Origin of the sequence: Streptomyces daqingensis, from assembly GCF_014645895.1 — a bacterium.
GTDB classification, from domain to species: Bacteria; Actinomycetota; Actinomycetes; order Streptomycetales; family Streptomycetaceae; genus Streptomyces; species Streptomyces daqingensis.
The window spans coordinates 1-12,229 of the sequence record NZ_BMMP01000033.1; the positions used below are offsets into that span (position 1 = coordinate 1).

General features: G+C 66.3%; 10 protein-coding genes and 2 pseudogenes. 9 read left to right on the forward strand and 3 right to left on the reverse strand.

Going from position 1 to position 12,229, the window contains the following annotated elements; translation table 11 throughout:
* Nucleotides 1-129: 129 nt before the first annotated feature.
* Entirely contained in the window at nucleotides 130-705 is a 576-nt protein-coding gene (locus IEY56_RS28010) for a DUF5994 family protein (protein WP_189040096.1), read from the reverse strand.
* Between the two features lie 393 nt (nucleotides 706-1,098).
* Between IEY56_RS28010 and IEY56_RS29170 the strand changes: the two are divergent.
* The 8 genes and pseudogenes from IEY56_RS29170 to IEY56_RS28045 all read left to right on the forward strand — a co-directional run.
* Nucleotides 1,099-1,200: pseudogene (locus IEY56_RS29170) on the forward strand (CDP-diacylglycerol--serine O-phosphatidyltransferase); the annotation flags it as partial.
* Nucleotides 1,201-1,936: 736 nt separating this feature from the next.
* Complete coding sequence (locus tag IEY56_RS28755) at nucleotides 1,937-2,353, forward strand: DUF5994 family protein (protein ID WP_229712264.1); 417 nt, start codon at nucleotides 1,937-1,939, stop codon at nucleotides 2,351-2,353.
* A gap of 95 nt (nucleotides 2,354-2,448) precedes the next feature.
* Nucleotides 2,449-2,649: pseudogene (locus IEY56_RS29230) on the forward strand (DUF5994 family protein); the annotation flags it as partial.
* Nucleotides 2,650-3,427: 778 nt separating this feature from the next.
* Nucleotides 3,428-4,708, forward strand: a complete 1,281-nt coding sequence (locus tag IEY56_RS28025) for an ice-binding family protein (protein WP_229712265.1) — start codon at nucleotides 3,428-3,430, stop codon at nucleotides 4,706-4,708.
* Between the two features lie 381 nt (nucleotides 4,709-5,089).
* The gene (locus tag IEY56_RS28030) at nucleotides 5,090-5,620 is read left to right on the forward strand and encodes a DUF5819 family protein (protein ID WP_229712266.1); all 531 of its coding nucleotides are present in this window, start codon (nucleotides 5,090-5,092) and stop codon (nucleotides 5,618-5,620) included.
* A complete protein-coding gene (locus IEY56_RS28035) occupies nucleotides 5,610-6,791 on the forward strand; it encodes an HTTM domain-containing protein (protein WP_189040098.1) in 1,182 nt (393 codons plus the stop codon). Before IEY56_RS28030 ends, IEY56_RS28035 begins: the two co-directional genes overlap by 11 nt.
* Before the next feature lie 360 nt (nucleotides 6,792-7,151).
* Nucleotides 7,152-8,363: a PP2C family protein-serine/threonine phosphatase gene (locus tag IEY56_RS28040; protein ID WP_189040104.1), complete on the forward strand. Its 1,212-nt coding sequence runs from the start codon at nucleotides 7,152-7,154 to the stop codon at nucleotides 8,361-8,363.
* Between the two features lie 657 nt (nucleotides 8,364-9,020).
* On the forward strand, nucleotides 9,021-9,563 hold the full coding sequence (locus IEY56_RS28045; RefSeq protein ID WP_189040099.1) for an MOSC domain-containing protein: 543 nt from the start codon (nucleotides 9,021-9,023) through the stop codon (nucleotides 9,561-9,563).
* A 187-nt stretch (nucleotides 9,564-9,750) separates the two neighbouring features.
* Here IEY56_RS28045 and IEY56_RS28050 read toward each other — a convergent pair whose 3' ends face one another.
* Complete coding sequence (locus tag IEY56_RS28050; RefSeq protein WP_189040100.1) at nucleotides 9,751-9,993, reverse strand: hypothetical protein; 243 nt, start codon at nucleotides 9,991-9,993, stop codon at nucleotides 9,751-9,753.
* A gap of 429 nt (nucleotides 9,994-10,422) precedes the next feature.
* Here IEY56_RS28050 and IEY56_RS28055 point away from each other — a divergent pair, with 429 nt between their 5' ends.
* Nucleotides 10,423-10,959 carry a P-loop nucleotide/nucleoside kinase family protein gene (locus IEY56_RS28055; protein ID WP_189040101.1) on the forward strand — a complete coding sequence of 179 codons (537 nt, stop codon included), beginning with the start codon at nucleotides 10,423-10,425 and terminating at the stop codon, nucleotides 10,957-10,959.
* 246 nt (nucleotides 10,960-11,205) lie between these two features.
* Here the strand turns inward: IEY56_RS28055 and IEY56_RS28060 are convergent, their stop codons facing one another.
* Entirely contained in the window at nucleotides 11,206-11,898 is a 693-nt protein-coding gene (locus tag IEY56_RS28060; RefSeq protein WP_189040102.1) for a GAF and ANTAR domain-containing protein, read from the reverse strand.
* Nucleotides 11,899-12,229 lie beyond the last annotated feature (331 nt).

Here is a 12,229-nt window from a genome sequence, read left to right on the forward strand (position 1 = left end):
CAATTCATCCGGCACCAAGCGCTCCACGATCCCCACGACCCCAGGCTACCGACTGCCGACCAAATGAGACGAGCTCTAAGGCGCTCATCGCGATGATGACGGCGACGGTGATGTGCGTGTCCATCGCTCTCACACCTCGCAGGCGTGGGCAGGAACGAAAGTCCTGCGCGGATTGGCCACGGGCACCGCAGCGGTGCCGCCCTCGGACTCCCACTCCTCTTCCCGGACTCGCTGCTCCACGCTCCTGACCTGGGTCGTGTCGTCGGCTGCGACAAGAGCGCTCGCTGTGAGGCGCAGCCCGGTATCGGTCGCGGCGGCCATCAGCCGGGCAGCCGTGGCCGCGGTCGCCTGTGGCGGTATGACCAGCAGGTCCCAGCGGCCGATGCGGTAGGACAGGAGCACAAGCTTGTGCGGGTCCTGCTCGGCCTTGAACTGGCCGACTTTGACGCTGTGGCCGGTGACCGGTACCTCCCGGGGGATGACCGGCCAGTGAGTGGGGTTCACTGAAACTCGCGTGATGCGTCCCCACCGGTGGTCCAACACGTCTGTGAGGGCGGGGAGTTCACGCAGGAGATTGTGGGAGTGGGGCCACCACGCACCGTCCAGGAGCCCCTTCGGGGCGCTCTCCGGCTTCAGTGCGAGACGGACCGAAGGCGCGGAATACGCTTCATGAATGAGTTGAGTGCGATCTGCGGTCACGTGCATGACGCGTACCTGACTCGGGCCGCGCAGGCGCCCGGTGCTTTTCAATCGCCAAGAACGGCACCGGCATGAGAAACCGGTGCGCGGAAAGCCCTCGGTGTCGCCAGCCTACTCTGCCGCAGGTCCAACCGGCCTGCCGCAGCCTCGCAGCTGTGGCGCGACTACACCGCCCATCGCCGCCACGGCCCGGGGAACCCGAGCGTGCGGGCACGCTGGCAGCGGCACAAAGGCCCCGCCATCGCATGTGAACTGCGGAAACGCTCTTCCCCTGCGGGTGTAGAGGACAGCGTTCGTATGCGCTCCGACAGGATTCGCTGGCCTTACGGCGGTCCAAAAGAGGTCTCGGAGGGCCAACTGGTCAGTGCTGGCGCCATGCCATTCGAGGAGGAAGAGTGCCGCGTCGTCGCCGGCCTCGGTCGTCCGCTGTTCGCGACGGCCCGGCGGGTGCATACCATCCGCGACAACCGGCGCGAGGCGCGTACTGCCGCGCAGGGGTGACAGACCTGCCTGCGGGCGCGCGGTACGGCTCCCACGTCGCTACGACAGCGCTGGGATCCGGGTTGGACCGGGGTCCCAGCGCTGTCGTCGACGCCGAAGCGATGCGACGAACCCCGCTGGTTCGTTCGGGGTCGGCCGGCTCGGCAGTGCCGTACAGTCGGCACCGAGAGTTCGTCGTACGCCGGCTTTCACGCTGGCGCCGCTCTCGATGAACGACTACGCCGGCCCAACAACGGCTGGGGACAGGTCTGCGCAATGTTCGCGATGACCGACCGTGCTGAGGCAGAACGCGAGTCCTCCGAAGAAACCCACGGATATTGTGGCGGTACCTAATCGCCCCCGGGCCGCGTGTGCGCGCCTTTGACGGCTGACTTCTGACCACACCCGCGGTGGATCTCCACCGCCCCCGCCGACGGGACGGGCGGAGTGCGTATCGCCCCAGGTACCAAAGGCGCGGCCGAAGAGCGCCACGACGATCAGGACCAGTGATGACACACGATCAAACCCTGCCCGGACCCGGCCTTGCCGTAGTGCACGTCACCGCGGCTTCCCCCGATGTCGCCCGTCAGGTGGCGCAGACACTGCGCGCCTGCTTCGCCAGCACGGAACAACGCAGCTTTCCCGCCGGCGACACCGGTACAGGCACCTGCCTCCTCCTCACTCTGGACACCAGCCGACTTCCCCTGGGGCACGCACTGGCGCCGCCCGGACACCTGGCGAATGGACCCGGGCAGACATGGGCATAGCCGGAAACCTCCTGCTCCCGTACCGTGCGAGCGGGCTCCCGGTCCGCCTCGCCCTGCTGCCCGCAGGCACGGCACCACACTGGTGCGACGGCACCTGGTGGCCCCGCTCCCACGACCTCGGCCGGGAACTCCCCTCCCTCGTCACCGCACTGGAAGCGAGTTGGCCGGGGATCACGCAGGTGAAGGTCAGTTGTACGATGTGGCGAATCCACCCCGAGACGGTGGCAATTGGCGACCGCACCGTGCACATCGAGCGGTGCGACGTCCCCCCGAAGCCGCACACGATTTGTCTGCGCTCCGACGAGAACCGCTGCGACCTGCTGGTCACACCCCCTGACCCTGCCGGACGTGGTGGAACGCGTAGCCGTGGCACGGCCGTTGAGCCTCGCCGAGGAGTGGGCTGGTGACATCGAGGGCTTTCCGCGCATTGCTTTCCATACGGTGTCGTTCTTCGTGATAAGAGACGCCGGGCTGCCCCACCGGCCCGAGTCAGGTACGCGTCATGACGTGTTGGACCCCTGGCGGGGCCGCATCTCTCCCGAACTCCACTCTCTGGCCGAGCACTCCACGCAAGGTGCCGGTGACCGGCCATGTGGCCAACGTCGGCTGGTTCAGGACGGAGGAGAACCCGCACACGGTTGCACTGGTCTCCTACCGCCACGGCTGCTTGGACCTGCTGGTGATACCGCCTCGAGCGAACGCGGCCACGGCGGCGTGCCCTGAGCGGGAAGTAGCGAGGTCTCCGGTGGAGGACTCATCGCGACCGCCTCGACTACCGCGGCCGTCATGCCGTGGAGTGCGGTATCAACCGCATCAAGCGCCGCCGGGCCGCAGCGACCCGCTTCGACAAACTCGCGGTCCGCTACCTGACGCGGCCTCGACTGACGTCGGGCTCACGGGTAGGCCGAGCCGGTGTTGATCGTGTCACCCGTCATTGACAGCGCCCCTCCCTGCCGGGGCTGGCTCCGGAGCCGGACGCTGTGGTGTGCGAGGTCCGCGTGGGGGTCGGCCCCGGGGTCGGTATGTGTACGGTCGCGCCGGTCAGCCGGGAGACGGCGTGCATCAGGGCGCGTGAGGCGGGTCGAGCTGTGGCCAAGAGAACTCCATGATCATGTGAGAGTCCGAGTGGCTACATCAGAGACGGCAGAGACTCTCAATGTCGGGACGTCGAATTCGTGGCGCAAGTCGACGCTCGGCAACGGTTGACTGGGCGGCCACTTGCACGACGCGCATTGCAGATGTGCTTTTGCTTCTGGATGCACACAGAGAATGTGCAACTATTTTTATATGAAAACTCCACATCTATTTCCCGACATTCCTGTGCTGTCACTCGCATGGCAGGTGTTTTCGCCTGCGGTAAGTGCAAAACATGCAAGGTCAGTGGTCGGCGGTCATTTCGTTTTTGCTGAGAGATCGCAAGAATAGGGGCCACAAAAACCCCACAGGAATGGGCATTCTCCATGAGATTTAGAGTCCATGGCGTGCCGCAGTGGCACACCATCGTCAGCTGGTTCGTGGCGGTTCTACTGATCGCCTTCGGAGCGGTGGCGTTGACACCGTCGAATGCGAACGCTGTTGCTACAGCGGTTGGCCTCGGTACCGCTGATAGCTATGGCGTATTGGGAGGGCAGTCGGTCACCAACACCGGTCCCTCCGTGGTCTCCGGAGACCTGGGGGTCAGCCCTGGTTCGGCTATCAGCGGGTTCCCGCCCGGCACGGTGCTGGGCACGATTCATCAGAATGACGCCCACGCCGCCCAAGCACAGGCAGATCTGACGACTGCGTACAACAACGCTGCGGGCCAGGCCTGCGACGATGACCTCACCGGGCAGGACCTCGGCGGCCTCACTCTGGTTCCCGGGGTCTACTGCTTCGACAGCTCCGCCCAGCTCACGGGCGACCTCACGCTGGACGCCGAGGGCGACCCCAATGCTGTGTGGGTGTTCCAGATCGGTTCGACGCTGACGACGGCATCCAGCAGCAACGTCAACCTCATCAACGGTGCTTCACCGTGCAACGTGTTCTGGCAGGTCGGAAGCTCCGCCACGCTCGGTACCGACACCGATTTCGTCGGCACCATCATGGCCCTGACCTCGATCACGTTGAACACCGGCGCTGACATCAACGGGCGGGCGCTCGCGCGGAACGGCTCCGTGACGATGGACACCAACAACGTGAACGCCAGCAACTGCGCCGCGGCCACCAATGGTGGGACGACCGACGGCGGGACCACTGAAGGTACGACCGACGGCGGGACCACCGGCGAAAACGGCGGGACCACCACCGGCGGGACGACTGGTGAAAACGGCGGGACGACCACTACCGGTGGGACCAGCACGGCTGGCGGGACCACAACCTCGGGTGGCCTCGTAAGCGGCATCACCACAGGCGGCATCACCACCGGCGGCAACACCACCGGCGCCTCCACTACGAGCGGCGGTACGACCGGTGCCAACACCGGTGGTGCAACCGGCGCCAACATCGGCGGTGCGACTGGCCAAACCACCGGTGGCGGCAAGGGCCCGGACAAGGGCGACCACGGGGGGCAGTGCCACGAGAAGCAGGGCGGCCACCACGGTCACAAGGGTGATGGCCCGCCCGAGGGCCACGAGGGCGAGGGCCACCACGGTCATAAGGGTGAGGGCCCGCACGGCCACAAGGACGGTCCGCCCGAGGGTCACAAGGGTGACGGTCCGCCCGAGGGGCACAGGGGTGACGGTCCTCCTCCGGAGGGGGACGGTAGGCCGCCGCACTGCCACTGAGGCGAGACAGCCCATTCCCAACTGATGCACCAAGCCGCCCGGCGGACGGGACAAGTGTTCCCTGGCCGCCGGGCGGCGGTTCATCTGAAAGGAGGGAAGCACGTGGCTGAGTCAGGGAGCGACGTCGCGAACTGCAACCCTAGAACGGCCGGGGAGAGGGCAGACCCGGCAATGAACAACTGGATGTGAGAGAAATTGAAAAGCGGAGTGGTTGATGAAGCGGCGACGACCACCTGTGCTGGATCGGCCGAGGCAGTTCCGGGTGCGGAGCCCGAGGCTCTCCGGGAGGGTTCAGCGCTCAGCGCCCCATGGCGGACTTTGGTCGGCTGGGTAGCGGTCCTGTGTATCGCTGCATCTCTCGCACACGTACTTCTTGTGTTCATGCACGTGGCGCCTCCCAACAGCATTTCGAAGCGTTACACAGAAAAGATCGACGCGTGGGTTCTCCCCTTGTTCGAGCAGAACTGGCAACTCTTCGCCCCGAACCCCGAATCGGTGAATCAACAGATTTCGGCGAGGACCGGGCGGATTTCGAAGAACGGTACGTCCGAGGTGAGCCGCTGGGTCGATCTGTCCGCGATGGACGCCTCTGCCGTTCGCCACAGTGTCTTCCCGAGTCATACCGCTCAGAACATGCTGCGCAGGGCCTGGACCTCCTACGTGCAGGAGCACGGCGGTGACGACCGGTCCCACTCGGACCGGGCGCGCATGATGAAGGAGTACCTCCGCAACATCGCGGCGAACCGGATCGCCGGCGACCGGCACGGCACCTTCGACACCATCCAACTGCGCGTGGTCACAAAGCGGATCCCACCTCCGGCGCCGGGCGGCAGTGACTCCCGGCCCAACGGTCGCGTTTCCCACGAGACCAGGTACCTGCCGTGGTGGAAGGTGGCTACCCATGGCCGGTGAGCAGAGATCACGCGTACCGCACCAGTCCCGCCAGGACGCTGCCCCGTCCAGACTGCGTGGAGTCAGGCAGCGTGTGCTCGACGGGCTGGGGTCCGCGCGGGCAGCCCTGACCGAGCGACCGGTCTCGCTGTACGCCGCGGCGGTACTGCGCGGGGGATACGGGTTCCTCTTTCTGGCCCTGCTGCTACGGGAGTTCCCGCACCGTGACGAGATGTGGGGACCCGGTTCGGCATGGACGCCGGCTCTTTCCGCCGAACTGTCCGACGAGACGGGCTTCTCCAGCATCCTCGCCCTGTCCGACAGTCCCTTGTACTTCGAAGCCTGCTACGCGCTAGCCGTCGTCGTTACTGCGCTCTTCATGCTCGGTTGGCGGACCAGAGCCACGTCCGTCGCCTTCGCTGTGATCGTCGCCTCATTCCACTCACGGGCCATCTTCATGACGGACGGCGGCGACAACCTCCTGCTGCTGATGGCCCTCTACCTGTGTCTCACCGCCTGCGGGAGACGCTGGTCACTCGACGCGCGCAGGACCCGGCTCCGAGCCGCTTCAGCCGGGACGAAGTCACCCCGTGTGCCCGCTCAACTCGGCATCGTCCGCAGGCAGACGACAACGGTGCTGCACAACTGTGCGATGTTCGTCATCGCGGTTCAGGTCGCTTTCCTTTATGGATCGGCGGGGCTGTACAAGGTGCAGGGCAGCTTCTGGAACGACGGGACTGCCCTGCACTACGTGCTCAACCTGGATCTGTTCCGGCCCTGGCCCGCGCTGTCGCACATGATGGACCAGCAGACGATGTTCATCGCGATCGCCGGATACATGGCGGTGCTGATCCAAGTGGGCTTTCCCTTCGTCCTGTTCAGCAAAGCCAAGTACGTCGTCCTGCCGATGCTGCTCGGCATGCACCTCATGATCGCCGTACTGCTGGGGCTGCCGTTCTTCTCAGGCGCGATGATCGTCGCCGATGCGGTCTTTCTCTCCGACGGGTTCTTCACCTTCCTGGCAGGGCTGTGGGGGCGTGCCGGTCGATCGGCCCTCGCTTCACGGCAGTCCGGCGCTTCAGCTGAACTGCCCGGTTCGGTCGTGCCGGCGCAGTACCGGGCCGACGGCGTCACGGTTGGTCCTGAGTCCTCTGCGGTACGCGGCACGTCCGGACAGGTCTCCTCGCCCTGATGCGGCCCGGGAGCGGTTCGATGGGCCCGCGCGGTGGAGCGGCGCTGCCCCCGTGTACGAGGGCGCCGGGGACAGCGCCGCCTCGCCGGCCTCTGGCCCAACGCCGCCGCAGGGGCAGTCCAGCTCAAGGCTCCTCACCAACCTCGCATGTCGGCACCAGAAGGTCCAAGGTGGTTTGTTTGAATCAAAATGCTCACTGACAAGACTCTGATCAGGACATCCCGCCCCGCTCAGGTGAGGTGCCCATCTGGCGGATTTGCTCTGACCCGCTGCGGTGCTGAGGCGCTGGCAGCGGATCGGGGCCGGCCGAGGAGATACGAATTCGTGGATCATCGGAAGAGGTCTGGTCGCCGGGTCGGTATGGATCTCTCGGAGGGGTTCGGTGAGCGGCTGCTGGGGCAGCTGCTGGACCGGGCCCATGAGATGCCGGCGCATCTCCTCGCTCCGTTGGTGGCAGAAGAGTGCGCCAGGATCGGTGGCCGGGATGTCTCCATCTACCTGCACGACTACGAGCAGTTGATGCTGGCGCCCCTGCCGGGCCGGGGACTCGTTGTCGGGGAGGTGCTGCCGATCGACGGTTCCAGCGCGGGTGAGGCGTTCCTGAGCCAGCGTGTGGTCGAGGAGCGGATGGCGGATGGCGTGCGAATGTATCTGCCTTTGCTGGACGGCAGTGACGAAGTGGGCGTCATGGTTCTCACGCTGGAGAGTGTCGAGGATGATGACCGTCGGCTGCTCGGGCGGCTCGCCGGTCTCGTCGCGGACATGCTGGTCACCAAGGGCAGTTACACCGACGAGTTCTTCAAGGTCCGACGGCTCGGTAAGCCGTTGTCGGTAGCCGCGGAGATTCAGTGGTCGCTATTGCCGCCGCTGTCCATGTCCACCCCGCAAGTGTCCTTGGCCGGCGTCCTGGAGCCCGCTCACGAGATCGCGGGCGACAGCCTGGACTACGCCCTCAACGACAACATCCTCCATCTGGCGGTCATCGACGCCATGGGTCACGAGCTGAACGCGGCCGTGCTGGCGACCGTAGCCATCGGCGCCTACCGGCATGCCAGGCGTGCGGACATCGGGCTCGCCGCCCTCTATGCCTTCATGGACCGAGCCGTCGACGCGATGTTCGGGCCGGACCAGTTCGTGACAGCGCAGATGCTGCGTCTGGACGTGGAGACCGGCCAGTTGCAATGGGTCAACGCCGGCCATCCGGCGCCCCTGCTCATCCGCGGTCACCGAGTCATCGAGAGGCTGGAGAGCCCGACCACGTTGCCGGTCGGATTCGGTGGAGCTGAGCCGCAGGTCTCGGCTACCCAGCTGGTCAAGGGTGACCGGGTGATGTTCTACACCGACGGTCTGACCGAGGAACGTCGGATCGGCGGGCATCAGTTCGGTGAAAGACGCATGGTCAGTGTCATCGAACGCACCGGACCCCTTACTGAGGGAGTGAACCAGATGGCACGGATGCTCTCCCGGTCCCTGATGGCGGAAAGAGGCGGCTTCACGAGCGACGACGCGACGCTCTTCCTCGTCGAATGGCACGGCGGCCGCGCCGATCACCTGGCCATCCCAGACTTCTGATGTGCATCCGTCCTAACAAGCGCGATGATCTGGAGCCTGACATCATCTCCTGAGATCACTTCCCAGCATCACATCAGCGAATCAGGCGGGTCCAGCGGAGTCGCAGGGCAGGTGACCTGTGCATCGTGCTGGAGTGTTCTGGTCGTGGCCAGTGGGCCCGAGGTCGGGGTCAGTGCGATCAGCGGGGGTGATGCTCTAGGTAGTCCTGAGACAGGTGCGTGTCGCCTCCCACGGTGACGGCATTGATCGTGGTAGTCGACGGTCATGCCGATGAAGTCCGCCGACGCTGCGACCGTTTGGCCGCTCCGCATCCATCGCAAACGCATTCTTGCAGGTCAGCTTGGCGACGCTGCCGCGAACGAGCACCCTCTTGAAAACCGTCGTGAGGTAACCCCTCACCGTGGGTTCAAACCCCACCGCCTCCGCGCTGAGAGCAGGCAACTCGGCCCCGACCAGGGAAGTTGGTCGGGGGCCGTTGCCGTTGGGTGCTGCCCACAGGCGACCGTGGTTCCCCGCTGTTTCCCGCTGGATGGGGCACACGCGAGGGGCACGAGTTGCTCCCGCGCCGTAGGGCGTCAGTCAACTCCCCGTGTGCTCTGTTGAGGGGCCGAGGACTAGGCTGCGGCGATCATCGCCATGGACGAGGGGGCTCCGGGAATGAACGGAATGGTGACGGCGGTCAGCAGCAACAGTGAGTACTCGTTCACCAAGACGAATCGCGAGCGCATCACCCTGCTCGCCGGACTCGGTGTTGAGGGTGACGTACATGCTGGCGTGACGGTCAAGCACCGCTCGCGGGTCGCACAAGATCCCACCCAGCCGAATCTGCGCCAGGTCCATCTCATACATGAGGAGCTCTTCGCCGAGCTCAGTGCACAGGGATTCCAGGTTGCGCCTGGAGGCCTCGGCGAGAACATCACCACCCGGGGCATCGATTTGCTCGGTCTGCCAGTTGGGACGCTGCTCCGTATTGGCGACGATGCAGTGCTGGAGGTGACGGGTCTGCGCAATCCGTGCGTACAGATCGACAAGTTTCAAGAGGGGTTGCTGAAGCAAGTTGTCGGCCGTGACGAAGCCGGGAACATCGTGCGCAAGACAGGCATCATGAGCATCGTGAGGCAGGGCGGCCCGGTGCGCGCGGGGAACACGATCAAAGCGGAACTTCCGAGTGGGCCACACCTCCCGCTGGAGCGGGTCTGACATTCGACACTTTGGGTTGTCGACTCGCTGGGTCCAGCGGAGCGGCTTTGAGGTAGGAACTGCTCAGCAGCCGCAATCGCGAGGGCGCGTGCAGCGGTGTCCACGTCGCGCGAAATGTTCAGGGCGTCAGACGGGCGGGCAGGGCGCCCATAAGGAGGTCAGGTTCGGGCTTCGTTAGCCGGCGGGGTCAGGAGCCGCAGTCACGGTCGGCGTCGCATTGCCAGGCGGAGAAATCGCCTTCGTGGGGGTTTTCGATGTCGTGGTCGAACTGGAGGAAACCCCAGGCCACCCAGGCGATGAAGGCGATGCAGAGGGCCAGCACGACGTAGAGGGCGAGCTTCTTCGGAAGGGCGCCGCGAGGGGCTTCGTCTTCGGGGAGGCCGCGGGATCCGGGGAGGTCGTGCTGTGTCGGGTCGTCCCGTTCCTGCACGCCGGGGACGGTCGCAGAATGCTGACGCTTCTCTGGTGGCCCGGAGGCCGTGTGTCGGCCGCCCTTCATGAGCGGGCCGTTACTTGGGCGGACGGGCCGGATACGTCGAAGTCGCGGACCGTTCCGGAGCTGTGCGGGTGCGTGATGGCGGCCGGGGCGCGGTCCCGTCCGAACGGTTTGGGGCCACTGCCGGAGAACGTGGCGAGGTGCCCGCTCCGGTTGCCCCAGCCGTATCGCTGCTGGACTTCGACGCGGTAGTTGATCTCGCAGCCCTCCTTCTCCCCTGCAGGACGGTACTTGAAGTGGTCGGGTGGCCTCGACGGGCTTGCTGCTCGCCTCGATCCAGTGCTCGACCAGGCGGCTGGCGGCCGTCGGCAGGGGTCTCGAGACACGACGAGTCCCGCACTCGCCCCGTGGCACCATCCCGGTGTGACGACGTTGTTCCTGACCGTCGGTCTGCCGGGGGCCGGAAAGACCACGAGAGCCCGGGAGCTGGCCCGCGAACACGGCGCGCTGCGGTTGACGCCCGACGAGTGGATGATCCCGCTGTTCGGCGACCCGCAGCCGCCGGGGAAGCGCGACGTCCTGGAAGGGCGGCTGCTCTGGCTGGCGCTGGAGGCGCTGAAGCTGGGAACCGACGTGGTCCTGGACTTCGGATGCTGGTCTCGTGACGAGAGGTCCGCGATCCGCTGGCTGGCGATGTCGGTGGGAGCGTCGTGTCGACTCGTGTACGTGCCGGTGGATTTCGAGACCCAGCGCGCGCGGGTTGCCCGTCGCCAGGCGGCCACCCCCGATCAGACCTTCGCGATGAGTGAGGCTGACCTGTTGCGCTGGCGGGCGCTGTTCGAGGAGCCCGACGGTCCGGAGCTCGCCGGGCATGCGGTGGGAGGTCCGCCTCCTGGGTGGCCGGGATGGCTGGAGTGGGCTTCCGATCGCTGGCCGTCCCTGGGAGAACGCCGGCGCTGAGCGGGGAGAAAGCGAGCACCATGCGGGAGACCGTCAGGGCCACGGGGGGGCGAACGTCAGCGCCACGCACGAGGGTGCCGGTGCTGCGTGGCGTCGGGGCGCGGAGGCAGCGGCCGAGGACACCGCTCGCCGACCTCCGCGGAACGGACCGCTCCCAGTACATGACTGTCAGGTCTTGTCCGCCAGTGCCCGGAGCGGTTTGCCCGCGAGCGGGAGCAGTGCCCCGGGCGTTCGGCGCGGCACGGTCTACGGGTTGATGCTGCCGGTCTCGCACACCTTTCGGGCGACCTCGTGGAGCTTGGTGTTGCGCTCCTGGGAGAGCCGGCGCAGCACGTCGAAGGCGTCGTTCTGGCTGAGCCCGTGGCGCTCGATGAGCATGCCCATGGCCTCCCCGATGGTGTGGCGGGTGTTGAGGGCCCGGTGGAGCTGTTCGGCGTTGCGCGCGCTGGAGAAGGCGACCGCGGCGTGGGAGGCGAGGAGCATGCCCGCGTTCTCGCTGTCGGTGGTGAAGGAGCCGGGGCTGCGCGAGTAGAGGTTGAGGGCGCCGAGCTCCTCGTTCTCGGTGTAGAGCAGGAAGCCCATCATGCTGCCTATCCCGAGCTCGCTGCCTTCGGGTGCGTACCGGGGCCACCGGTCCTGGTTCGCGGTCAGGTCCTCGATCCGGTACACGCGGTCGGTGTTGCCCGGCTTGGCGGCGTCGAAGCAGGGCCCTTCCCGCAGGCGTTCCTGCAAGTCGTGGCTGAGCACGACGAGTCCGTCCGTGGGAGCCAGAGTGTGGACCCGTGCGCCGGCACGTACGAGGATTCCGGCGGCGTCGCACCCATCGATGATCTCCGTCGCGGAACCGGTGATCCGTTCCAGCGTGGTGTCGACGGAGTCCTGATGCAGAAGGTCCCGCGCCATCGATCCCATGCGGCCGGCGAATACCTCCCAGTCCATTCTGTGGACCCTTTCTTCAAGCGTGCGACTACAGCCGAAGCCTCCGGGCCGGAGGCGTCCGAACCGCACATGACCTAAGTTTCTTTCTCCCCCGGAACATACCGGGCACTCATCCGGTTCTCTACAGCCGGGAGACCGGAGAAAGGCACCCCGTCTGAGCCGCTGAGTCGGCGCGCTCCGGAACGTCTCCGGAACCCTGACCTGCCGGGACATGCGGGACCGGCTCCGGGCCGGGGGGCTCGGGAACCTCGCTCCCCTAGGGGTTGTCTTCAAATGTCACGCCCACATCAGGAGCGACGCGAGGGTGACGGCTGCCTTGTAGGACTCGGCG

What these genes read in the sequence shown, in the direction of transcription:
- IEY56_RS28010 (WP_189040096.1), bottom strand. Translation starts at nt 705, where the DNA reads ATGCACGTGACCGCAGATCGCACTCAACTCATTCATGAAGCGTATTCC.
- IEY56_RS28755 (WP_229712264.1), top strand. Translation starts at nt 1,937, where the DNA reads ATGGGCATAGCCGGAAACCTCCTGCTCCCGTACCGTGCGAGCGGGCTC.
- IEY56_RS28030 (WP_229712266.1), top strand. Translation starts at nt 5,090, where the DNA reads ATGCACGTGGCGCCTCCCAACAGCATTTCGAAGCGTTACACAGAAAAG.
- IEY56_RS28035 (WP_189040098.1), top strand. Translation starts at nt 5,610, where the DNA reads ATGGCCGGTGAGCAGAGATCACGCGTACCGCACCAGTCCCGCCAGGAC.
- IEY56_RS28040 (WP_189040104.1), top strand. Translation starts at nt 7,152, where the DNA reads ATGGATCTCTCGGAGGGGTTCGGTGAGCGGCTGCTGGGGCAGCTGCTG.
- IEY56_RS28045 (WP_189040099.1), top strand. Translation starts at nt 9,021, where the DNA reads ATGAACGGAATGGTGACGGCGGTCAGCAGCAACAGTGAGTACTCGTTC.
- IEY56_RS28060 (WP_189040102.1), bottom strand. Translation starts at nt 11,898, where the DNA reads ATGGACTGGGAGGTATTCGCCGGCCGCATGGGATCGATGGCGCGGGAC.